At 67.2% G+C, this 22,765-nt stretch carries 18 protein-coding genes; 11 read left to right on the forward strand and 7 right to left on the reverse strand.

From position 1 onward, the window contains the following. Window positions 1-4 precede the first annotated feature (4 nt). Both VFA08_05015 and VFA08_05020 read left to right on the forward strand, forming a co-directional pair. Complete coding sequence (locus tag VFA08_05015) at window positions 5-1,324, forward strand: GrpB family protein (GenBank protein HYZ12951.1); 1,320 nt, start codon at window positions 5-7, stop codon at window positions 1,322-1,324. Between the two features lie 188 nt (window positions 1,325-1,512). Then, complete coding sequence (locus VFA08_05020) at window positions 1,513-2,883, forward strand: hypothetical protein (protein HYZ12952.1); 1,371 nt, start codon at window positions 1,513-1,515, stop codon at window positions 2,881-2,883. A gap of 25 nt (window positions 2,884-2,908) precedes the next feature. Here the strand turns inward: VFA08_05020 and VFA08_05025 are convergent, their stop codons facing one another. Then, a complete protein-coding gene (locus VFA08_05025) occupies window positions 2,909-5,989 on the reverse strand; it encodes an adenylate/guanylate cyclase domain-containing protein (protein HYZ12953.1) in 3,081 nt (1,026 codons plus the stop codon). Window positions 5,990-6,293: 304 nt separating this feature from the next. Between VFA08_05025 and VFA08_05030 the strand changes: the two genes are divergently transcribed. The 7 genes from VFA08_05030 to VFA08_05060 all read left to right on the forward strand — a co-directional run bounded on the left by VFA08_05030 (window position 6,294) and on the right by VFA08_05060 (window position 14,208). Beyond that, on the forward strand, window positions 6,294-7,412 hold the full coding sequence (locus tag VFA08_05030) for a C45 family peptidase (protein ID HYZ12954.1): 1,119 nt from the start codon (window positions 6,294-6,296) through the stop codon (window positions 7,410-7,412). 4 nt (window positions 7,413-7,416) lie between these two features. After that, a complete protein-coding gene (locus VFA08_05035; protein ID HYZ12955.1) occupies window positions 7,417-8,244 on the forward strand; it encodes a creatininase family protein in 828 nt (275 codons plus the stop codon). An 84-nt stretch (window positions 8,245-8,328) separates the two neighbouring features. Next, window positions 8,329-10,149, forward strand: coding sequence for an ABC transporter substrate-binding protein (locus tag VFA08_05040; protein HYZ12956.1), 1,821 nt, complete (start codon window positions 8,329-8,331; stop codon window positions 10,147-10,149). A 20-nt stretch (window positions 10,150-10,169) separates the two neighbouring features. Then, window positions 10,170-11,156, forward strand: coding sequence for an ABC transporter permease (locus tag VFA08_05045; protein ID HYZ12957.1), 987 nt, complete (start codon window positions 10,170-10,172; stop codon window positions 11,154-11,156). Window positions 11,157-11,160: 4 nt separating this feature from the next. Then, window positions 11,161-12,120, forward strand: coding sequence for an ABC transporter permease (locus VFA08_05050; GenBank protein HYZ12958.1), 960 nt, complete (start codon window positions 11,161-11,163; stop codon window positions 12,118-12,120). Between the two features lie 16 nt (window positions 12,121-12,136). Next, a complete protein-coding gene (locus VFA08_05055) occupies window positions 12,137-13,126 on the forward strand; it encodes an ABC transporter ATP-binding protein (protein HYZ12959.1) in 990 nt (329 codons plus the stop codon). Beyond that, window positions 13,123-14,208: an ABC transporter ATP-binding protein gene (locus tag VFA08_05060; protein ID HYZ12960.1), complete on the forward strand. Its 1,086-nt coding sequence runs from the start codon at window positions 13,123-13,125 to the stop codon at window positions 14,206-14,208. The genes VFA08_05055 and VFA08_05060 overlap by 4 nt, the downstream gene beginning before the upstream one ends. Here the strand turns inward: VFA08_05060 and VFA08_05065 are convergent. After that, complete coding sequence (locus VFA08_05065; GenBank protein ID HYZ12961.1) at window positions 14,205-14,924, reverse strand: hypothetical protein; 720 nt, start codon at window positions 14,922-14,924, stop codon at window positions 14,205-14,207. The two genes, VFA08_05060 and VFA08_05065, sit on opposite strands and share 4 nt — an antisense overlap. A 264-nt stretch (window positions 14,925-15,188) precedes the next feature. Between VFA08_05065 and VFA08_05070 the strand changes: the two genes are divergently transcribed. Together VFA08_05070 and VFA08_05075 are read left to right on the forward strand one after the other, a co-directional pair. Then, window positions 15,189-16,301: a CoA transferase gene (locus tag VFA08_05070; GenBank protein ID HYZ12962.1), complete on the forward strand. Its 1,113-nt coding sequence runs from the start codon at window positions 15,189-15,191 to the stop codon at window positions 16,299-16,301. Next, window positions 16,298-17,134, forward strand: coding sequence for a methyltransferase domain-containing protein (locus tag VFA08_05075; protein HYZ12963.1), 837 nt, complete (start codon window positions 16,298-16,300; stop codon window positions 17,132-17,134). The genes VFA08_05070 and VFA08_05075 overlap by 4 nt, the downstream gene beginning before the upstream one ends. Before the next feature lie 7 nt (window positions 17,135-17,141). On the opposite strand, the gene VFA08_05080 is transcribed toward VFA08_05075, so the two are convergent. From VFA08_05080 to VFA08_05100, 5 genes are read right to left on the reverse strand one after another with little or no spacing between them, the layout of a single operon-like run. Then, a complete protein-coding gene (locus VFA08_05080) occupies window positions 17,142-19,073 on the reverse strand; it encodes a hypothetical protein (GenBank protein HYZ12964.1) in 1,932 nt (643 codons plus the stop codon). Window positions 19,074-19,115: 42 nt separating this feature from the next. Further along, entirely contained in the window at window positions 19,116-19,535 is a 420-nt protein-coding gene (locus VFA08_05085; GenBank protein ID HYZ12965.1) for a hypothetical protein, read from the reverse strand. Between the two features lie 3 nt (window positions 19,536-19,538). Beyond that, a complete protein-coding gene (locus tag VFA08_05090; protein ID HYZ12966.1) occupies window positions 19,539-20,948 on the reverse strand; it encodes a sigma 54-interacting transcriptional regulator in 1,410 nt (469 codons plus the stop codon). Window positions 20,949-20,980: 32 nt separating this feature from the next. Next, the gene (locus VFA08_05095) at window positions 20,981-21,838 is read right to left on the reverse strand and encodes an ABC transporter permease (protein ID HYZ12967.1); all 858 of its coding nucleotides are present in this window, start codon (window positions 21,836-21,838) and stop codon (window positions 20,981-20,983) included. 6 nt (window positions 21,839-21,844) lie between these two features. After that, window positions 21,845-22,756: an ABC transporter permease gene (locus tag VFA08_05100; GenBank protein ID HYZ12968.1), complete on the reverse strand. Its 912-nt coding sequence runs from the start codon at window positions 22,754-22,756 to the stop codon at window positions 21,845-21,847. Window positions 22,757-22,765: the final 9 nt, after the last annotated feature.

Raw genomic sequence — 22,765 nt, forward strand, 5'->3', positions numbered from 1 at the left:
GAGGGTGACCGGGTACCGGCCGCTCGTCGCCGTCGTCGCGTATCACCTCGCGGACGATCGCGTTCCCCGGTGGCCACACGGCGGATACGGGGTTCCGGGACCGTATCTCGATCGGTTGCGTGCGGCGGGCGCTCGCACCGCGATCATCTCGCCGAGCGAGAGCGGCGCCGCCGAGGAGATCCTCGAACCGTTCGACGGGCTGATGCTGGTCGGCGGCGGTGACGTGGACCCCAGCCGCTACGGACAGGAGCCGAGCGAGAACATCTACGGCGTCGAGCCCGACCGAGACGCGCTCGAGATCGACGTCCTGCACGCGGCGGACGAGCTCGGCATCCCCACGCTCTGCATCTGTCGCGGCATGCAGATCATGAACGTGGCGTTCGGCGGCACGCTCCTGCAGCACCTTCCGGAAGTTCCGGGGACCCAGGAGCACGGCACGCCGGTCGCGGACGAACGCACCCTGCACGAGGTTCGTAGCGACGAACGGAGCCACCTGCGCGCCACGACGGGGGTCGAGGTGATCTCGTGCTCGTCACACCATCATCAAGCGCCCGACCGGATCGGTGAAGGCCTCCTCGCCACGGGATGGACGGCCGACGGCATCGTGGAGGCGATCGAACGCGAGCGCGACGACCAAGACGAGCGTCCGTACGAGGCGGGGTGGATGCTCGGCGTTCAGTGGCACCCGGAGGACACTGCTGCGAGTGATCCGGCACAGCAGTCGTTGTTCGATGCGCTGTCGAACCTGGCGCGGTGGCGTGGCTCACGCGCGAAGCCGGGCGTCCGCGGCGGACGCAACCGCGAGTACGGGCTCGTCGACTACGACACGGCGTGGCCGACGATGTTCGAGGAGGAGTCCGCGCGGATTCGCGCGGCGCTCGGTGACGTCGCCGCGCGTATCGAGCACGTCGGATCGACAGCGGTACCGGGTCTCGCCGCCAAGCCCGTGATCGACATCCAGGTCTCGGTGCGATCGATGATGCCTCGGGACCGGTTCGTCGCTCCCCTCGTCGGACTCGGGTACGAGTTCCGGCCCGACCCCATCGACACGGAGCACGAGTACTTCAAGAAAGAAGAGAACGGGGTCCCGACGTACCAGATCCACGTGTGTCCCGTGGGAAGCGAGTGGGAACGGCGGCATCTGGCGTTCCGCGACCATCTCCGGGTGAATCCCGTCGACGCTGTTCGATACGCGGAGCTGAAGCGGCGCCTGGCGGCGGAACATCCGCGCGACATCATTGCGTACGTCGAGGGCAAGACGCCCTTCATCCGCGAGGTCGAGCGGCAACGGGTCGGTTCAGCGGAGCGAAGGCTCGGGTCGTAGAACTCGCCGCCCACCGGCCCCTTTCGAATCATCTCCGGCACGCTCGGGGTCGCGGCTAGCCGCACGAGCGGCTCCGCCCGGGCTTATGTGAGCGAATTTTCATGAACCGTCCGAGTGGCTGATGCGTACGGGGGTAGCGCTGCTTCCGGAAGGACGCACCCCGTGTCCGCTCCTGATCGGAGGGCAGGATGAAAGCTTCGCGGCTCGTCAGGTTGGCTGCGACAGTTGCGCTCACGTTGACCGCGGCCCTAACGACGGTCGCAGCGCCGGCGGCGAGCGCGGATGGCGTTCCAGATCTCTCGACGAGGGAGGCCATCGAAGCCTACCTCATCTCCATTGGCGTCGATCCAGCGGACGCCGTCTGGCAGGAGGGCCGCCGCAACTACGCCGGTCCCAGGTGCCCCGGCGCCGAGTGGAACTGCGTCGCCGCGACCACTCCCATCGTCCAGATCGCCAACGCCGGTGGATTCAACCTGTTCGCGTGCGGTGGCCTCGATTGCGTGGTGGTCCAGGTGGCGCTGAACGGGGGGCAGAACGGCAGCGCCTGCGACCGCGGAGACAACCAGAGCAACAGTCAGGTTCAGGTCTGTGACATCACGCAGGTCAACGGGGGAGACAACCCGAACAGCACGAACGCGGCCGCCATCGCGCAGAATATCCAACAGAACGGGGGGTCTACCCAGAAGGCGAGGCAGGTCGCCCGCATCAGGCAGGAGAACACCCTCGGGAAGAACATCTCGACGATTAACCAGGTGATCGGCCAGTCCCAGAACGCTAGGGGCGGGACCACAATCATGCAATCGCAGGAGGCCCATCAGGGCGCCACGGTGAACCAGGGGACAACCGAGGGCGGGAACGTATCTAACGTCACCCAGCGCCAGGACCAGTCCCAGCGCGCCTCTAGAGTCGCCACGCTGCTCACGCAGGAGCAGAACGCGGCGCTCGGAACCGACTTCAATCTGCTGCTTTGCGACGACCCTGACGATTTAATGTTCGATCAGGACAAGAACCAGTGTGCTGACGTGGACCAGGTTTCGGTGAGCGGAACACTCAAGTCCAACCTACGCCAGCTAATCAACGAGACCCAGAGCGCTTCGGGGTCACCGAGCGTGACCCAGGTCCAAGGAACGGCACCGACGACGGGCGGTCAGAACGGAACCGTTGACCATCTCAGTTCTGGCCTGGCGGCGAACGTCGCGGACGAGGACATGTTCCAGAGTCAAACGGCGGCCGGCGCCACGACGCTCTCCCAGACCAAGTTCACCGGTGACCCGCGATGCTGTCAGACACAGGGGACGAATACGGGCGACACATCGAGCATCGACCAGACGACGAATCAGTTCGCTTCCGATCCTGATGCGTTACAGAACGCGACATTGTCAAGCCACTGCGTCACGACTGGGAACTGCGACGTGATGCAGTCCTCCACGATCAACGGAGTGACCAATACGGAAGAGTGCACGGGATCCGTCTGTGAGGAGACGCTCACCTGCACGCAGGCCGGAGGCGAGGGCGGCTGCTCCACAACCGAACCGTCGCCGGGGCCCGACCTCACGTAGAAGATCGGTACACGAGGGGGCCGGCTCAGCCGGTCCCCTCGCCGTACGCGACGGCAGCCGCGTCGGCGAGAGCGATCAGGGTCCGGGCCTCCGTTCCTTGAAGGGAGGCCCGGACGTCGTTGAAGTGACGCCTCGCCTCGTCGGCCCGCCCCTGCTTGCCGAGGATCCTTGCGCACGAGATGCGAGCCTCGGCCAGCTCGATGGGCACGCTCTGTTCCGCCATGAGCTCGAGCGCTTGAGCCATCTTCGCAGTCGCCGATTCGTCGCCTTCCGCTGCGGAGATCAGAGCGGCCGACAGGAGCGACTCGGCCCTTGCGAACGCGTCTTCCTCGGGGACGGCTTCGGCCGCGACCGAAGCAGCAGCCCACGCGGCGTCCAACTCTCCGTCGAGCAACAAGACCTCGACGAGATACCGGTTGGTCTCGACGAGCAACCAGCCACCCACGTCGACAGCCATTGGTACTGCCTCCCGGATCCATCGCGCCGCCTCGTCAAGTGCGCCGCGGGTGAGCGTGAGCCTGCCGAGCAGCAGCAGGTTCTGGATCTGGAAGTACCGGTCGCCGGTGCGTTCGAGCCATTCGGCCGCGCGGGCCGCGAGCGGCTCGGCGTCCACCGGCCGACCGAGATAGTTCCTTACGTAGGCCAGGAGGTACGCAGCTCGAGCGTCGTCGCGAAGGCTGCCCGTCTGTTCGGCCAGCCGAGCGCATCGTTCGAGGTGGGCCTCTGCGTCGCGGAGCCTTCCCGCCGTCGCCAGGATCGTTCCGATCCGGAGGTGGCCCTCGATGCGAAGCGAGAGGTCGCCCAACTCGTCCGCGGTCTCGAGGCCCGACGAGAGATCGCCGACGGCGCCATCGACCTCACCTTCGAAATCTGCTCGGATCGCGGCGGACTCGTACGCGGTCCGGACCTTCAGCCATGGATCTGCGATCGCGTCGGCGATCGCGGCGGCCTCCGATACATGACCGCGGGCCTGCGTGGCCTGGCCGCGCTTCTGAGCCACGTTGGCCAGGCCGACCAGCGCACGACCTTGCAGGTCGAGACGACCGAACGAGACGGCCTCGTCGGCGACGCGGAGGAGGACTTCCGTCGCCTCCTTCGACTGACCGAGGGCGATGAGCGTTCGGGACCGGCGCAGACGAAGTTCGGTCACCGCTTCCTCGTGTTCCTCGCCGACCAGGTCGAGGGCTCGAGCGAAGAAGCGATCGGCTTCGGCGGTTCCCTCGCGACGCTCGGCTTTCTCAGCAGCCCGGGACAGCGCCTCCGCGGCGCGCCGGCGTGATTCCGCGGGTGCTCCCGGCCCAAGCTCTCGTGCCAGCGTGCACGCCGACTCGAGGTGGTACGCGACGATCTCGATCAGTTCGTCGTCGGTCCCCGAGAGCCGGGAGACCCAGTCGGCGCATCTGGCGTGGAGCTCCGATCGCCTCTTCTTCGGCAGTCGGCTGTACGCGACGTCCCGGATGAGTGCGTGCTTGAACGCGAACTCTCGTTCGTCGGCGATGCTCGACTCCGGATGCGGACGCACGAGATCGCGCGCCTCCAACCGGCCGATGGCGTCGAGGACGTCGCCGCCACCCCGCAGATCGCTCACCAGCCCAGACCAGAACACCAACCCCACCACAGAGGAAAGTTGCGCGACGCGACGGTCGTCGTCCGGCAGGAGATCCAGACGCGAGCCGATGAGTCCGTGGATGCTCCCGGGCACTGGCACGCTCTCCTCGAGATGAAGACCGCGTTCGTCGAGCAGCCCGGCGTCCGCGAGCATCCCCACCATCTCCTCGAGGAAGAGCGGGTTGCCCGCGGCAGCACGAAGGACCGCGTTGAGCGGCTCCCGCCCACTCACTCCCGCCGGGAGAAGCGTCCCGATCAACGACTCGCTCTCCTCGGTCGAGAGCGCGTCGAGCAGGATCAGCCGTCGATCTCCGTTGGCCCGGGCCGAGCTCCATGAGTCCGCGAGCTCCGGGCGTCCCGACCCGAGAACGAGGATGGCTCCGGTGGCATCGTCGGTCACGAGATCCAGCAGCTCGAGCAACGTCGGCTCCGCCCAGTGAAGGTCCTCGAACAGGAGGACGAGCGGGGACGCGGATGCCTTCAGCTCGAACAGCCGGCGGATCCCCCAATGAAGCTCACCGCGCGTGATCGTCGCGGCGCGATACGTGCCCCTTGGCGTCGCCGGAACCGCCAGCAACGACGAGAGCGCGGTGGCGATGGTCTGCAGTTCGTCGCGGTCCGTCGTCCGAAGCGCCTGGACGAGGCGCCCGAGCTTCGCCGACGTCGTGGCCTCGTCGTCGTCGTGCAGGATGCCGGCCGAGCCCATCACCATCTCGATGACCGGCCAGTACGTGATGCCCTCCCCGTACGGCAGGCAACGCCCGCGCAGCAGGCCGGCAGCCGTGCCCATCCGGTCGACGAACTCACCGAGCAGACGCGTCTTCCCGATGCCAGGAGGGCCGAGCACCAGCGCTCGAGCAGGCCGGGCTTTTCGCCGCACGCCGCTCCACAGATCCATGAGTTCGCCCAGCTCGGAGACCCGGCCGATGAGCGGGGTCGTGCCGATCGGTCGCTCCGTCGGAAGCGGCGAGACCTCGACGACCTCCCAGACAGTCAGGGGTTCGGACTTCCCCTTCGCCGTGACCGGGTCGGCAGGACGGCTCACGACGGCATTACGCGTGGCGCGGTACGTCTCCTTCGCCATGTAGATGAAGCCCGCCGGCGCGGCGCTCATGAGCCGCGCTGCGGTATTGGTCGTATCCCCCATGGCCGTGTAGTCGCGGGCCTCGTCCGGTCCGATCAGACCGGCCATCGTCTCGCCGGTGTTGATGCCAACGTGGAGCTCGAGTCTCTTCGGAGCTCCCTCGACTGCGGCGATGCGCTGCCGCATCGCGACGGCCGCTCGAACCGCGCGCTCGGGGTCGTCCTCGTGAGCGATTGGCGCTCCGAAGAGCGCCATGATCGCGTCACCCATCACGCTGGAAACGGTGCCACCGAACCGACGCACTTCCGCGCTCATCAGTCCGGCGCAGTGCTCTGCCAACGCTTTCACGGCTTCGGGATCCATGCCCTCGGACATCGAGGTGAACCCCGCGAGGTCGGCGAAGAGAACCGTCACCAGTCGCCGTTCCTCCTCCGCACGGGAAGGTGTCGTGGCGCCGACCGTGGCCGGCTGCATGCGGTCGGCCCGCGCGCCATCGTCGAGCTGAGCCCCGCACTGGCCGCAGAAGCGCTCGTCCGCCTCGTTCGAAGTGCCACAAACGGAGCAAAGGAGCGAGAGCGCCGCTCCGCAGCCCGAGCAGAACTTTCGACCGTCGCGGTTGTCCGTACCGCAGCTCGAGCAACGCATCACGGCCGCACCATAGCCTCATCGACCATCCCGTCTAGCGGCTACGCTTCGCCTCAGCCATGGAGCGTGACCGGTGACCGAGCTGCGTGTCGTCAGAGCCGAGGGCGATCCAAACGCGCGTGGGGTACGCATCGGCCGCGAGCTCCGGGACCTGATCAACGAGTCGCTCGACTTCTACCACGGCTACTTCGCCCGCCGAGGGGTCAGCTCGCGCGAGCTCCAGGAGCTGCTCACGCCGTTCCTTGTCGCCGCCGAGACGCAATTCCCGAACCACGTCGCCACGCTCAAGGGGATGGCCGCGGGCGCGACCGTCCCCGTGCTCGAGCTGTTCGCGGTCAACGCGTTCGAGGAGCTCGAGCCGATGCTGGAGACGCCGGAAGGCGGCATGCCGTTCCTTCAGAGGAAGGAGGGGCACGTGGTCGCGCCAAAGCGATCGAGTGGAACACCGGACCGATGCACGAGCTTCGCGGTGTGCACGCCGGAAGCGACGTTCGTCGCGCACAGCGAGCACTGGCTGGCCGGCGATCTTGGAAACGTGGCGGTTGTGATCGCCGTACCCAACGACCGGCCCGTGCGCGTCGCGTCGCCGACCGTCGCATGCTGCCTCCCCGCTGTCGGCGTCAACAGCCATCGCGCCGGTGTCGGAGTCACGTCGCTAACAGCTAATGACGACGGCATCGGCGTGCCGCGCGTGTTGGCGTCCCGTCACGTGCTCGACTCGGCGGACCGTTTGGACGCGATCGCCAGAGCCGACCTTCCGGGTCGGTCGGGCGGCTACGGATACACGTTCGCCTTCGCCGGCGGTGATGCGTTCACGCTCGAGACAACCGCGACAAGGATCTCGGTGCTCGAAGAGCGAACGCACACGAACCACTACGTCGACGCCGAGCTCGCGTCGATCGGCGCCGAGCCGTCGGCCGGCAGCCGCGCACGGCTCGACCGTGTCACGGAGCTCCTCGCCACCGACCCGAGAACGGTCGAAGACATCATGGAGATCCTTCGCGATCACGGATCGTCGCCGCAGGCGATCTGCCTCCACCCTGACCCGGCCGAGGGCGACGAGGCATCCGCGGTCATGTTCGCCATGGTCGCCGAGCTCGAACGGGGAAGGATGTGGGTCGCGCAGGGCAACCCGTGCCAGAACGACTTCGAGGAGATCGATATGGACGGAGTGCTCACGGGAGGGGCATGACCTGATGGCGTGGACGACTCCCCTTCTGTACGAGCGGCTCACGTGGCCCGAAGTGCGGCGCGCGGTCGACGAGGACCGCGTCTGCCTCATCCCGGCGGGGACCCTCGAGGATCACGGCCCGCACCTGCCGATCGACTGCGATACGCGCATCGCGTCCGAGATCTGCCTTCGAGCGGCTTCGGAGATCCCCGACGAGGTCGTCCTATTACCGCCGGTGACGCACGGCTACACGCCGCACCACATGGACTTCCCCGGCCCGATCACGATCGGCTGGGAGACCTTTACGAAGTACTGCGTCGACATCGGCACGTCGCTCGCGCGCCACGGGTTCAAGCGCATCCTGTTCCTGAACGGCCACGGCTCGAACATCCCGCTCGTGAACATGGCCGCGCGGCTGATCGGCCTCCAACACGCGGACGTGCTCGCCGCGGCGGCGTTCTACTTGACGAGCGCCGAGGGGGGTCGCGTCATCGCCGACGTCCGCGAGTCCGAGCAGGGTGGCATGGGCCACGCGTGCGAGCTGGAGACGTCGATCTACCTCGCCCTCGACCCGGACGCCGTATTCATGGACAAAGCCGTGGACGAGAACTCGTTCCCGGAGGGTCCTCACGCGTGGATGGACTGGTCCGACGGCCCGCTGCAAATCATGCCGTGGTGGAACGCGATCTCCAGGACCGGGGTGCACGGCGACGCAACGAAGGCAACCGCCGAGAAGGGGGCGCTTCTGCTCGACGCCGCTGTGAAGGAGTGCGTCGAGTTCGTCCGGGAGCTCCGCGAGAAGCCGCTCCCCGTTCGCTGGGAGCCGTCCGAGCGGCCACCCTCAGCGCTCTGAGGCTCGGGCGCTTGCCTTTCGCTCCCGCCGAGCACCGTGCTAGCGTTCGGCCAAGCTGAACCGCTGGTCAAATACATCATCTCGATGACCAAGGAGGGCGCGATGCGGCGCTGGCTCAGGCTCTTGGCGGCGACAACTGCGATCGCCGTGGCGGCGGGCATCGCCACGGCCGTTGGGGCGTTTGCGCAAGAGGAGTCGCCGTCCGGCGCGCAAGAGAAGGTGACGTTCACGGTCGGTTCGACCAACGACGCGATCACGTTCAACCCGATGTTCATGATCGAGACCCCCGAGTACAACACCGCGGACCTCGTCTACGACAAGCTCCTCAGCTGGTCGCAGGAGGACTTCAGCACGGTGCCCGATCTGGCGACGGACTGGGAGCAGAGCGACGACGGACTCACGTGGACGTTCACGATCCGCGACGACGCCACGTGGCATGACGGGACGCCGCTCACTGCTCGCGACATTGCGTTCACGTTCAACTGGATCATCGGGGAAGGCGCCGGCAACCTCCTCAGCTATTTCCCTTTCACAGAGGCGGGCGACATCACCGCGCCTGACGACACGACGCTCGTCTGGACGACCTCGACGCCAACGAGCGCGCCGGCTTACCCGCCGTACGTCTACGTGCTGCCTGAATCCGTCCTCAGCCAGTACGAGGACAAGGCCGACTTCCGGACATGGAAGGGCTTCCCGGACCCGGTCGGTTCCGGACCGTTCAAGCTCGTCGAGTGGCGGCGCGGTGACTTCTGGCGCCTGCAAGCCAACCCCGACTACTACGGCGGCGCACCGCACATCGATGAGTTCATCTTTCGCGTCTTCCAGAACGAAGACGCGATGATCGAGGCTCTCAAACAGGGCGAGATCGACTTCGCCGACGACGTCAGTTCGAACTTCTTCGAGTCGATCCAGAACGAACCCAACATCGCGACGAATGTCGGGAATCCAACGCGCTTCGTGCAGATGAGCTTCAACCAGTGCACGAACGAGGTGGATTACTGCCGTAGCGAGGGGTTCAACCATCACCCAGCGACGACCGATCCACAGTTCAGGCTGGCCGTCGAGTACGCGATCGATCGGGAGGCGCTGGTCGAGCGGGTCAAGCTCGGCTATGCCTCACCGAGCGTGACCGTGATTCTGGCACCGAAGTGGCATCACGATCCGCCCGAAGTCATCACGTACGACCCCGATGAAGCGAATCGGATCCTCGACGAGGCCGGTTACATCGATACGGACAACGACGGGATTCGCGAGACGCCTGACGGTCAACCGCTCGAGCTTCGGTTCATCGTCAGAACGGAGTCGCCGGAGACGATCACTGCCGGTGAGTTCATCGTCGAATGGCTCCGCGACGTCGGGATCCGTCTGAACACGGAGGCGATCAACGACAACAAGCTGACCGACGTCTGGTATGCCAACGATTACGACATGTACATCTGGGGGTGGGGCGTCGAGCCGGACCCGGACTTCCAGCTCTCGACGTACGCGACTTTCCAGTGCGGCGTGTGGAGTGACACGTGCTACTCCAATCCCCAATACGACCAGCTGTACAAGGACCAGCAGCGAGCGACATCCATCGAGGAGCGGGCACAGATCGTCGATCAGATGCAGCAGATCATCTATGAGGACCGCCCCGAGCTCGTCCTGTGGTACGACAACTACCTGCAGGCTTATCGACGCGATCTGTGGACGGGCTTCGTGAAGCAGCCCACCGAGGGCGGCTCGATCCTCTTCCAGTACGGCCACTACTCGGACCTGAACGTCCGGCCGACCTCAGCGGCGGCGGGCGGAGGAGATGAGGGCGGCGTCCCGGCCCTCGTGTGGATCGCTGTCGCCGCGGTCGTCCTCGTGGTCGTCGGCGTGGTCTTCAGTCGACGCCGGCGCGCCGAGGAGGAGGTCGCCTAGAAGGAGCCTGGTCGCGAGCGGTGGGAACACGGCAGTACGTCCTGCTGAAGATCGTCCAAGCGTTCATCACGCTGGTCGCGATCCTCGTGTTCAACTTCTTCTTGTTCCGCGTGTGGTCCCCTGGCGACCCGGTGTCGTTTCTCACCCGCGGCCAGGGCTTCAACATCTCGGTCGACGAACGAGCCGAGCTCATCCGGGAGTACGGTCTGGATAAGTCCACATGGGGTCAGTTCACCGAGTACATGACGGACACGTTCACGGGAAAGCTCGGCGCCTCGAGCTTCTACCAGGGCGAGGCGGTGAGGTCCGTCATCCTTCGATTTCTTCCACCAACCCTGCTGCTCGTCGGCATCTCCACCATCCTCTCGATGATCCTCGGGATCTGGATGGGGATCCGGTCCGGCTGGCGGCGTGGAAGCGCGTTCGACCGCGTCTCCATGTTCTCCTCGCTCGTGCTGTACTCGATGCCGGAGTTCTGGCTTGGCATGCTGCTTCTGCTGCTCTTCTCGACGGCGCTCGGATGGTTCCCAGTTGGTGGTCGGATCTCAACGAACGTCAGCGAGCTCGGAACACTCCAGTACGTCCTCGACGTGGCCGAACACCTCTTCCTTCCCGTGTTGACGCTGACGCTCGCGTATCTCGGCGAGTTCTATCTCGTGATGCGGTCGTCGCTTCTGGATGTCCTGGGCGAGGACTACATCACGACGGCTCGCGCGAAGGGGGTACCGGAGCGCCACGTTCTCAACCGGCACGCGGTCCGCAACGCGCTCCTGCCGACCGTCACGCTCGTCGCCCTGTCGTTCGGCTATGTCATCGGAGGCGCAATCACCGTCGAGGTCGTCTTCTCCTACCAGGGAGTCGGCCTGCTGACGTACACGGCGATCGTCGCGAAGGACTATTGGTTGCTCCAGTCGCTATTCCTGTTACTGACACTCGCCGTGATCGTGTTCAATCTCATCTCCGATCTCGTGTACGCCTATCTGGACCCGAGGGTCCGGGAAGCCTAGTCCGATGCAGACTCCACCGCTCCACGTCGGTGCCGAGGCACCGGTCGCGCCCGAGGAGGAGATCGGCCGGCCGCCGATCGGCTCACCCCGCCGCATCAAGTGGGACCGGCGCCGCCGATCGTTCCGCAGGTTCTGGAAGGCGTATCGGCGCGACCGGATGGGATTGGCTGGCCTCTTCATCCTCGGATTCTTCGTCGCTGTCGCGACCTTCGCGATCTTCGCGAACGACAGCGGGACGCGCATCACTGAGGCGACCGGACCCCGACTAGCATCTCCGAGCGCGGACTATCCGCTCGGTACGGACGACCAAGGGCGCTCGGTTCTTACGCTGACCATCCACGGCGCCCAGGTGTCCTTGCTCGTCGGCCTGACCGCCACCGCTATCACCATGGTGATCGGATCGGCGATCGGGCTCGTCGCGGGTTTCCGCGGCGGGTGGGTCGATCAGCTCCTCATGCGGATCACCGACTGGGGCTTGGTCATCCCTTGGTTGGTGTTGGCCATCTCGCTTGCGTCGATCTTTGGGCAATCGCTCTTCGTCATCATTCTGGTGATCGGTTTGACGACGTGGCCGAGCACCGCACGCCTCGTTCGCTCGCAAACGCTCTCTGTGAAGGAGCGGCCATACGTCGAACGAGCCCGCGCGCTCGGCGCGAGCAGCTGGCACCTCGTCACTCGCCACATCCTGCCGAACGTGATGCCGGTCATCATGGCGAACACGGTTCTGATCGTGGCGATCGCGATCCTGTCCGAAACGGCGCTGTCCTTTCTCGGCCTGGGAGATCCCTTCAGCATCTCGTGGGGTCAGATCCTCGAACAGGCGTCGAACGGCGGCGCCGCCACGCAGGGCGCGTGGTGGTGGTTGGGCGCGCCGGGCGTTTGCATCGTCCTCGTGGTCTTGGCGTTCACGATGATCGGGTTCGCGCTCGACGAAATCATCAACCCAAAGATCCGCGAGCGATGAGCGTTCTCGAAGCTCGATGAGCGTTCTCGAGGTCCGCGACCTCCACGTCACGTACCGGACGCAGGGCGGGGACGTCCCCGCCGTGCGGGGGGTCGACCTCGACGTCGCGCGCGGCGAGGTGCTCGGGCTGGCCGGCGAATCGGGGTGCGGAAAAACGACGATCGCCGGCGCGATTCTCCGCTTGCTCCCGAAGCGAACGAAGACCGAAGGGACGATCTCGCTCGATGGCGAGAACGTCCTCGAGATGAAGGCCAAGCGCCTTCGAGCGGTCCGATGGACAGGTGCGTCGATCATCTTCCAGGGGGCGATGCACGCGCTGAACCCGGTCCGGCGCGTGGGCGACCAGATCGCGGAGGCGATCGTCATGCACCAGCAGTCGAGCGAGCAGGACGCGATCGTCCGCGTCGGGTCGCTCCTCGAGGAGGTGGGACTGCCGCCCAGGAGGCTGCGCGACTATCCGCACGAGCTGTCGGGGGGTCAGCGTCAACGCGTGATGATCGCCATGGCCCTCGCGTGCGGCCCGAACCTCGTCATCGCCGATGAGCCGACGACGGCGCTCGACGTGATGGTGCAGGCCCAGGTCCTGGCGTTGCTCAAGAATCTCCAGCGAGAGCTCGGCCTGGCGATGCTGTTCATCACGCACGACCTGTCGGTCCTCGTCGAGGTTTCCGACCGTCTAGCGGTCATGTATGCGGGCAAGGTCGTCGAGCAGGGACCGTCGCGAGCGGTATTCCATGATCCGGCCCACCCGTACACCCGGGCGCTTTCCGCGGCGTTCCCCACGATCGGTGACGCGCGGTTCCGCCGGAACCCGTCGGGGCTCGGCGGGGATCCACCGGACCCGCAGGCGATCCCATCCGGGTGCCCGTTCCACCCGCGCTGTCCCGTGGCGTTCGATGCCTGCCCGACGATCGTTCCGGACCTCTACCCAGCCGGCGAGGGGCGGCGGGCGGCGTGCCTGCTCGTCGAGGGCGCGCTCGTCGACGCGCCCGGAGCAGTGGAATGAGCGTCGTCAAGGAGACTGGGACTATCGAGGGCGTCGTCCTGGAGATCCGCGACCTCGCGGTCACCTTCCAGGGCCGCGTCGGTGTCATCGGCGGCCTCTTCGGCAAGAAGGGGAGCGACGCGCGTGCCGTCGACGGCGTGAGCTTCGACCTTCGCAGAGGCGAGGTGCTCGCGCTCGCCGGCGAGTCCGGCTGCGGGAAGACGACGACGGCCCGGGCAATCATGGGTCTTCTCACGCCACAGCGCGGCCAGATCCTGTTCGAGGGCAAGCCCGTTCGAAACGTCCGGAAGTTCCGACGGCGCGTGCAGATGGTGTTCCAGGATCCGATGGGGTCGCTCAATCCGCGTCAAACCATCTACGAGATCGTCGCCGAGGCTCTGCGCATCCACGGGATCCATCGCGGATCTGGGGGCGAGTCCGAGGAGGAACTGGTGGCCCGCGCGCTCTCCCGCGCGGGGATGCGGCCGCCCGAGCGGTTCTTCCTGCTCTACCCGCACGAGCTGTCGGGTGGGCAGCGCCAACGTGTGGTGATCGCCGGTGCGCTGGTTCTGGAACCCGAAATCATCGTCGCGGACGAGCCCGTCTCCAACCTCGACGCGTCCGTGCGCGGCGAGATCCTGAGCCTGCTGATGCGGCTCCGCGAACGCGACCGCATCTCGATCATCGTCGTCACGCACGACCTCGGGCTCGCGTGGACGGTCGCCGACCGCGTCGCGGTGATGTACCTCGGGCGGATCGTGGAGATCGGCCCAGCCGAAGACGTGCTGACGAAACCGTTGCACCCGTACACACAGGCGCTGCTGAACGTCGTACCGGAGGCCGAAGGGATCGACCGGCCGATCCTGGCCGGTGAGCCGCCCGACCCGACGCGCATCCCACCGGGGTGCCGATTCCACCCACGGTGTCCGGAGCTAACGTCTGGAAGATCGGCGCAGCTCGGCGTGGAGCACAAATGCAGGGCTGACGATCTGGGGCTTCTCGAGCTACGGCCGGGTCACGCCGCCGCCTGTCACGTCGCGAACGTGATCCACGCGGGAACCGCTGTTCCGGCGCCGCCGCCGACCGCGGCACCAGCGCGTTAGAACGCCCGTTCAGAGTCCCCCGTCGCCGGTACGGCCTCGTCGTGTTCGGGTCGCTCCGGCGATCGAGCGCTCTCGCCGCTATCGCTGGGGGGTTCGCCTCCGCCCTTGAGAACGCCGAGGATGGCCTCCATCTCGGTGTCGCCGACCGGAGCGTCGCGGCTGGCGCCTTTCGCCGCCGTGAGAAGCGTTCGAAGGTTGCTCTCGGCCATCTCGGCGCGGGCCTCGAGCTCCTTGACCCGCGAGGCCAGCGTCGAAGCGCGCCGTTCAGCGCCGTCGCGGGCGGCCTGCGCGTCTCGTGCCTCCTCGCGGGCGGTTCGGACCGCGCCTCGAAGCGTCCCTACCTCCCGCCCCAGCTCGACAAGGCGCTCGACCGTCTCCCTACCGATATCCGAGTAGGTCGTCCGCCTGGACGTGGACGGCTCTGCAGTGGTGCCGGCACGGGGCCGCCCCCGCTTGATCCGGCGCGGCCGCGGGACCTGCTCCCGTTCGCCCACCTCGATCGGGCGTGGGTCGAGCAGCCGGTACCTGCCGTCGACCGCCTCGAGACGCCGGCGCGCCAACAGCGCGCGGATCGCCCTCGCCGCGGCCAGCGGCTCGTTCACGCCGATCTCACGCCCCAGCTCGGCCGGCGAGAGGTCGATCAGGTCACCTTCGCCCGCGCGAGACGCGACGGCCGCAAGGAACGCGTTCGCCCGCTCCAGGCTCTCCTGGTTCATGCCTCCCTATCGTGCTGTATCCGGCGATCCATTGCCACCCGACGTGTACACGTCCAGTTGCGTCGGCGGGAAAGAGCCACAAGACGCCGCTTCCGATTTGACCGCTCGGCCGCGATGGTGTTGGATGCTCAGTGGCGCCGCTGGAACCCTCGGGTTCTGGCGGCGCCGCTCTTTCACGTCACCGTGGGGAGGTAGCGGCTGGGCGGCCCATCCACGTCGAGGGAGCGGGTCGAACCCGAACCGACGGGTCTCCCCCTCGCCGGTATCCGAATCGCGGACTTTTCCCGCGTCCTCGCCGGACCGCTTGCGACGATGCTCCTCGCCGATCTCGGCGCCGACGTCGTCAAGTTGGAGCGCCCCGGCACCGGAGACGACACCCGCGGTTGGGGCCCGCCGTTCGTCGGCAGCGACGCCGCGTACTTCCTCTCGTTGAACCGGAACAAGCGGTCGGTTGTCGTCGACCTCGCGACGGACGAAGGCCGTGGCGTCGCACGGCGTCTCGCGCTCTCGTCGGACGTCGTCGTCGAGAACTTCCGGCCCGGGTTGATGGAGACGTTCGGACTCGACCACGCATCGCTCGTAGCGGCGCGCCCGGAACTCGTTTACTGCTCGCTCACGACGTTTCGTGACGAGGCGGATCGGCGACCGGGCTACGACATCATCGTGCAGGCGCTGTCGGGCCTGATGAGCTTCACCGGCCATCCCGGACGCGAGCCGACCAAGGTCGGCGTCGCGCTGCTCGACGTGATCTGCGGGTTGTACGCCGCGAACGCGATCCAATCGGCGCTCATTGCGCGGGCAGAGACGGGACGAGGCTCGCGTGTTTCGATCTCGCTGTTCGACGCGAGCGTCGCCGCCCTCGTGAATCAGGCGGCGAACTACCTGATCGGCGGCGTCGTTCCCCAACCACTGGGGAACGCGCACCCGAACATCGTCCCGTACCAGCTGTTCCACGCGTCGGATCGACCGTTCATCCTCGCGGCGGGCAACGACCGTCTCTTCCTTCGAACGTGCGAGACCCTCGGTCGCCGGGAGCTCGCGACCGACGACCGGTTCGCGACGAACGCGGCACGCGTTCGCAACCGGGACGTCATCGTCGCGGAGCTCGGCGAGGCCTTCGCCACGCGAACCGCCGCGCAATGGATCGCCGCGCTCGAGGCTGCGGGGGTGCCCTGCGCGCCGGTCCGAGCGCTCGACGAGGTGTTCGCTTCGGCGGAAGGTGCATCCGCGATCCAGACCGTCGACGATCCCCAACGCGGCGCGCTGCGTCTCGTCGTGTCGCCCATCCGGATCAACGGGGTGACGCCGTCGGTTCGGCGGCCGCCGCCGCTGCTCGGAGAGCACACTGAAGAGATCCTTCGCGAGCTGGAGCGGTGAGCTCGTCGCAGCCGGACCACCTGTTCGAGCGGTGGAGGCGTGAGCTCGACGGCTGGGGCATCCCCGCCGAGATCTTGGCTATGGCGCCCGAGTCGCCTTGGAGCTTCCCCGTCGAGCTCTTCCGCGTGCGAGAGGGGACCGCCGGGGAGGGGGAAACGTCGCCGTCGACGGCACGGGCGCGCGAGGCACTCCCGAAAGGCGGCTCCGTGCTCGACGTCGGCGTCGGCGGTGGCGCCGCGTCGTTACCGCTTGCCGACGGGGCGGGCCTCATCGTGGGGGTGGACCGCTCCGAGGAGATGCTCGCGTCGTTCCGCGATGCCGCGCTCGAGCGCGGCATCGCGGCCGAACAGATACTCGGCGGGTGGCCGGACGTCGAAGCGGATACGCCGGCCTGCGACGTCGTCGTGTGTCACCACGTCCTCTATAACGGGACCGATCTGGAACGCTTCGTGCCTCCTCTCGACGCGCACGCGGGCCGTCGGGTCGTCATCGAGATGACGCCGACACATCCGCTCGTGTGGATGGCCGACCTGTGGCTACGGTTCCACGGGCTCGAGCGGCCATCGGGGCCGACGGCCGATGACGCGCTGGAAGGGATCCGCTTGCTCGGATTCGACGCGGATCGCCAGGACCACGAAGTCGAAACGACAACCGGGTTCGCGCGCCGAGAGGACGCGATCGCGCTCGTCCGCCGACGCTTGTGCCTGCCGAAAGAGCGCGACAACGAGATCGCGGAGGCGATCGGCGGCCGGCTCGTCGAGCGCGACGGTCTGTGGTCGACGGGTCCTCCGCGAGAGACGCTCGTGACGATCTGGTGGAACGCCGCGCGATGAAGTTCGGTCAGCGCGGCCGCCGCGCGACGTAGTCGCGCAAGACGAAGTCCCCGATCTCGCGATCGTCCATCAGGAAGATCCGTCCCGCGGTGAGCTCCGCGAGCCGCTCCATGAACCGGATCAACCCCGGAGAGTCCTCGAGCATGAAGACGTTCAGCGTCACATCGCTCTTCGCGAGCTTCATCGCCTCGGCCAGCGTGAGGCGGATCGTCTCCGGAACGGGCGGCCAACTGAACTGCGCGTGCTCGCCTTCGAGATGCGCGGTCGGCTCGCCGTCGGTGACCATGATGACCTGCCGGGTCGAGCGCGGGTGCTGGGACAGGAGCCTCCCCGCCAGGTTGAACGCGTGCTGCATGTTCGTCCCGTAGACGCGCTCCCATCCGGCGGCCGTGAGGTCCTGCGGCTCCATGCGGCGGGCGTAATCGCTGAACCCGATCATGTACAGCCGGTCGTGGGGATATCGGCCCTCGATCAGCGCGTGCAACGCGAGGGCCATGCGCTTCGCGTGAACGAAATGTCCACGAAGCGGCATCGAGAACGACAGGTCGAGCAAGAGCGCCGTCGCCGTCTCCGTTCGCTGTTCCGCTTCGACCAGCTCGAAATCGTCGGGTCGCAGCCGAACGGCCTGCCCAGGCTCGCCTCTGACGACGGCGTTGAATACGGTGCGCTGCACGGCGATCTGACCGGCGTCTCCGAACCGCCACGGGCGCGTCGCGCCTGTCGGCTCGGCGAGTCCTCCGGCGTCGCGAGCGTCGTGCGCTCCCTCCCGGTCGCGTCGGAGCTCCTCGAACACCCGGACCAGCGCGCGCTCGCCGAGCTTTCGCGCGCCCTTCGGGGTCACGTCGAGGCGTCCGTCGCGACGCGAGACGAGACCGGCCTCCTCGAGCATGCGCTCGATCTGCTTCAGACGACGGAGATCGCGGACGGCGTCCTCACCGAGCGTATTCCGCAACGCCTCCTCGTCGACGTCGTCGATCGATGCGCCGGCGTAGTCGCCGCGGAGCGACCGGTCGAGCTCCTCGTAGTCGTGAAGTCGCTCCATCGCGTCGACGGTCGCCGACAGCGGCATGGCGTCCTCGCCGCCGGCGAGCGCCGGCTCACCCCACGGCATCTCGGGAAACATCGAGGAGAGGTTCGAGCCCAACCGATCGACCTCGAACGCGAGATCCATGTCCTGCATGACCTGCTCGGCCAGCGCCTGGAGCTCGGCGCGCTGCTCCGCCGACATCGAGGCGAGCAGGCGCGACATCGCAGCCATGCGCCGGGCCATCTGCTCGAGCAGCTCGTCCAGCGTTCGCGGCCGTTCCGGGAAGAAGTCGCCGTACCGGTCCATGAATCCGTCGAAGTCGTACGGCCCGCCGCGGTCGCGGCGCTCGATCATGTCGTTCAGCTCCGCGAGCATGTCGCGGAAGCGGGCCAGCTCCTCGCCGGACAGGCTCCGCATGCCCTGCGCCACGTTCCGGAAGTACGCGCCCATGACCTCCTCGCGCAGGCGATCCATCAAGGCGTCGAAGTCCTGCTGCGCGCGCCCGTCGACGAACCGATAGTCCGTGAGCTCCTTGACCTTGCCGGGCACGTCCGGAGGGAGCGCATCGAGGAACGTTTCACGCATCCGTGCGTCGTCGCCCGGCTCGAACGAGAGCGTGGTGCGTTCGCGCTCGATGATCTCCTCGAGCTGCTCCCGGATCTCTTCGAGCGGCCCCTGGAGGTTCAATGCGCCCTGCTCGCGGCGACGGCGTTCGCGAAGCCTCGCCCGGAGTGAGTCGAGCCCACTGAACCGTCCCTGCATTCCGCGGCGCATCAGTCTCGAAAGCGCGCCCTCCGCCCCCGCGCCGGAAAGGATGTCGTCAGAAAGCTCCTCGAGCAGCTCGGCTGCAGGGACGTCGGCGCCGAACGGATCCTGCGTGTCGTCCCAGCGCGAGTAGCGGAACCGCCGCATCGACTCAGCGTACGCGCCTCGCGACGAAAGACCGCGGGCGGGCTACCCGACGCCGAGGCCGGTCATGAGGGCGCGCAGGGTGAGTCCGAACGAGATGAACGACGCCCACGCGAACGGAACCCACGGCGCGATGCGACGCTCGGCCGCGAACCCGAGCATCGATGCGTTCCCCGCCCTGGCGATCACGTGCGCGACCACGAACAACAGGATCGGGAGCAGCCCGTAGACGTAGTGCAGGACGCCACCGAGCGCCCCGTCGGCTTCGACCGTCCGGCCGAGCAGCAAGAGAATGATCCCGAACACCGCCTGCAGCCCGGCGACGACCTGCGCCACAGGGAGCCACACCGCCCAGTACGCGTTGCCGGGGCCGCGGCGGGCGATCCACGCCCCGAGACCCCACAGCCATCCGATGGCAAAAATGCCGACGACGGCGAATCCGACGTAACCGTGGAGTTCGGACACCCCTTACGGGGCGGCGCCGCGATACCGGTACGCGCCGGTGCGACCGGTCTCGTCCTTGTTCAGCCGACGCGACAGGTGAAGCCCGTCGAGCGCGAACTCGACGGCCGACGCCGCGGCGCCCGGACTCTCTTCCTCGACGCCGAGCCGCTCGAGGAGCTTCGACAGCCCGGGCAACTCCCCGAACTGCGCGAGCAGCGCTGACGCCGGCATCAGGTCGGACGTCTCCGCCTCGAATCCCTCGGCGAACCGCGACAGGATCGGCTGGAAGTCGTAGCCGGAGAGCCGGCGGCGGAACACCTCGAGCTCGGCGGTCTTCGCGGCGCGGGCCAGGATCTCCTCCTCGCGACCTTCCTCGATCGTGTCGAACTCCACGCGTCCGAGGCTCGACGCCAAGACGGCTGGCAAGTCGCACACCCGCGGAACGGCCTCCGGCTCGCCTGTCCGCACCGAGCGACGAACCGCAGCCGCGGCCAGCGTCTCGAGGTTCCCGATCGAGTAGCGGACGCTGACGCCGCTGCGATGGTTCACGTGAGGCGACCGACGGAGCTCCGCGGTGAGCGCCGCGAGCAGCTCCTTCATGTACACCGGCACTCGGAGCGGAACGTCGCCCGCGGCGGAGCGCGCCTCCTGTTCCATGATCGCGATCTCGTCTGCGAGCGTTTCCGGATAGTGCGTTCGAACCTGCGTCCCGAATCGGTCCTTCAGCGGAGACACGATCCGGCCTCGATGCGTGTAATCGTCCGGGTTCGCCGTGACGACCAGCAGCAAGTCGAGTGGCAGACGGATGCGGTAGCCGCGGATCTGCACGTCGCGTTCCTCGAGGATGTTGAACAGCGCGACCTGGATCCGCTCGGGCAGGTCGGGCAGCTCGTTGATGGCGACGACCCCTCGGTTCGTCCGCGGGATGAGGCCGTAATGGATCGTAAGCTCATCGCCCAGATACCGGCCCTCGGCGACTCGGATCGGATCGACGTCCCCGATGAGGTCCGCGACGCTCGTATCGGGCGTCGCGAGCTTCTCCGCGTACCGCTCGTCTCGATCGATCCAGCGGATCGGCACGGCATCTCCGTCGTCGGCCACGAGCGCCCGGCACCTGGCGCAGATCGGTCGGTAGGGGTGATCGTTCACCTCGCACCCGGCGATCACCGGCGTCGTCTCGTCGAGGAGGTCCACGACACGACGGATCAGCCGGGTCTTCGCTTGTCCCCGTTCGCCGAGCAGGATGAGGTCGTGACCGGCCAGGATGCCGCGCTCGAGGCTCGGAAGCACGGTGTCGTCGAAGCCGACGATCGTGTCGAACAGCGCCTCGCGGCGTCCGAGCTTGGCGAGGAGGTTCGCTCGCAGCTCCTCCTTCACCGTGAGGTCGGGATATCGCGCGGCGTGAAGCTCGCCGATCGTGGTGGGCGCCGTCACGCGCTCAAGACTATCGAGGTTCTCGGATACGCCTATGCCAGGCCGCGCGACGCGAACGCCTCGCCGTAGCGGCTGGCGGTCACGCGGCGGGTGATCTCGGCCGTCAACACCAAAAGCAGCGAGGCGAAGAAGATCACCGAGGAGACCGCGACGAGCTGCGGCAGCTGGCTCGGCACGCGGAGCTGACCGAACAGGAACACCGGCCAGGTGGCCTGCGTACCGGCGAGGAACGAGGCGATCGCGTACTCGTCGAACGACAACGTGAACGCGATCAGGAACGACGAGAACAGCGCGGGCGTCAGCAGCGGAAGCGTGACCCGCCGGAACTTGTCCCACGGCCCCGCGCCGAGGTCCTGTGCCGCCTCCTCCAGGGAGATCGAAAGCCGTTCGAGCAGCGGGATGATCGTCAGCGCCGTATAGGGGAGTGACACCACGACGTGGCCGATCACGACCGCATGCAGCCCGAGACCGATCACGTAACCCGTCGAGTCGGCGAGGAACCGGTCGAACGCGGTCAGGAGCACCAGCAACGAGATCCCGAACACGAGATAGGGAACGACGAGCGGTGAGAAGAACAGCGCGGACGCGACCGACTTGCCGACGAATCGCCGCCGGACCAGCGCGAACGCCACCAACGTACCGAGCGCGACGGCGATCGCGCTCGACGTCGTCGCCACGATCGCGCTCCGCCGAAGGGCCGCGAGCAACGACGGGTTCGACAGGGACCGTGAGTACCACTCGGTCGTGAACCCCTGCAGGGGGAACGTGACGTCCCCGTCGTTGAACGAGAGAACCGCGAGGATCGCGATGGGAAGGTAGAGGAACAGCGCGAGGAACAAGAAGAACACGGTGAGGGCTCGGCGGGCGGAGGTGGAAGTGGCGACCTCCATGGCGCCTCAGCCGGCCGCGACGTTGCGGACCTGCAGGAATCGACCGAACAGCGCCATCAACCCGGCGACGACGGTCAGCATGAACAGGGCAAGCACGGATCCCGTCTGCCAGTCGAGCGCCCCCGTGAACAGGTTGTTGATCGCGTTCCCGAACATGTAGCCGCTCGGCCCGCCGACCAGGAGCGGCGTGACGAACTCGCCGATCGTGGGGATGAACACGAACAGGAACGCGGCCAACACTCCCGGAAGGCTGAGGGGCAACGTCACTCGGACGAACGTGCGCCAGCGGCTCGCGCCGAGATCGCCGGCGGCCTCGAGGACGCTGCGGTCGAGGTTCTCCAGACTGACGAAGATCGGCAGGGCGACGAACGGAACCCAGACGTACGCGAGCACCAACATCACCGCGAACTGCCCGTATAGCAGCCACGTTATGGGATCGTCCGGGCTACGCACGTGCGACCACGACAGGAACGAGTTCAAGACGCCCTGCTCGCCGAGGATCACCTTCCACGCGAGAACGCGGAGAAGGAAGCTCGTCAGGAACGGGGCGATGATCAGGAGCAGCAGCACGTACTTCCGTCGCCCGACGCACAGCGCAAGGTAGTACCCGACGGGGTACGCCAGCAGCACGACGACGAGCGACACAGTGAGGGAGATCCGGATCGACTTCCAGAACAGCCCCATGTAGATCGACCCTCCCCCGAGGAAATGCCCCCACTCCTGCAGGGAGAGCACGCCGCTGTCGGTGGGGAAGAGCGACACGGCGCCGACGCTGTACGCCGCGATGAACCCGACGGGGATGACGAAGAACAGCACCAGCCACACGAGCGGCCCCGACAGCAGCCCGAGCGTCGCGCGGCCGTCGCCACGGCGCGCGCGGACGGCGACCGGGCTGCCGGCCCCCTCCAGGGTGGCCACGGATCTAGT

The organism is Actinomycetota bacterium, assembly GCA_035640355.1.
Classification (GTDB): Bacteria; Actinomycetota; UBA4738; order UBA4738; family HRBIN12; genus CALGFI01.

What these genes read in the sequence shown, in the direction of transcription:
- VFA08_05020 (HYZ12952.1), top strand. Translation starts at nt 1,513, where the DNA reads ATGAAAGCTTCGCGGCTCGTCAGGTTGGCTGCGACAGTTGCGCTCACG.
- VFA08_05080 (HYZ12964.1), bottom strand. Translation starts at nt 19,073, where the DNA reads ATGCGGCGGTTCCGCTACTCGCGCTGGGACGACACGCAGGATCCGTTC.
- VFA08_05040 (HYZ12956.1), top strand. Translation starts at nt 8,329, where the DNA reads ATGACCAAGGAGGGCGCGATGCGGCGCTGGCTCAGGCTCTTGGCGGCG.
- VFA08_05095 (HYZ12967.1), bottom strand. Translation starts at nt 21,838, where the DNA reads ATGGAGGTCGCCACTTCCACCTCCGCCCGCCGAGCCCTCACCGTGTTC.
- VFA08_05055 (HYZ12959.1), top strand. Translation starts at nt 12,137, where the DNA reads ATGAGCGTTCTCGAGGTCCGCGACCTCCACGTCACGTACCGGACGCAG.
- VFA08_05065 (HYZ12961.1), bottom strand. Translation starts at nt 14,924, where the DNA reads ATGAACCAGGAGAGCCTGGAGCGGGCGAACGCGTTCCTTGCGGCCGTC.
- VFA08_05060 (HYZ12960.1), top strand. Translation starts at nt 13,123, where the DNA reads ATGAGCGTCGTCAAGGAGACTGGGACTATCGAGGGCGTCGTCCTGGAG.
- VFA08_05035 (HYZ12955.1), top strand. Translation starts at nt 7,417, where the DNA reads ATGGCGTGGACGACTCCCCTTCTGTACGAGCGGCTCACGTGGCCCGAA.
- VFA08_05050 (HYZ12958.1), top strand. Translation starts at nt 11,161, where the DNA reads ATGCAGACTCCACCGCTCCACGTCGGTGCCGAGGCACCGGTCGCGCCC.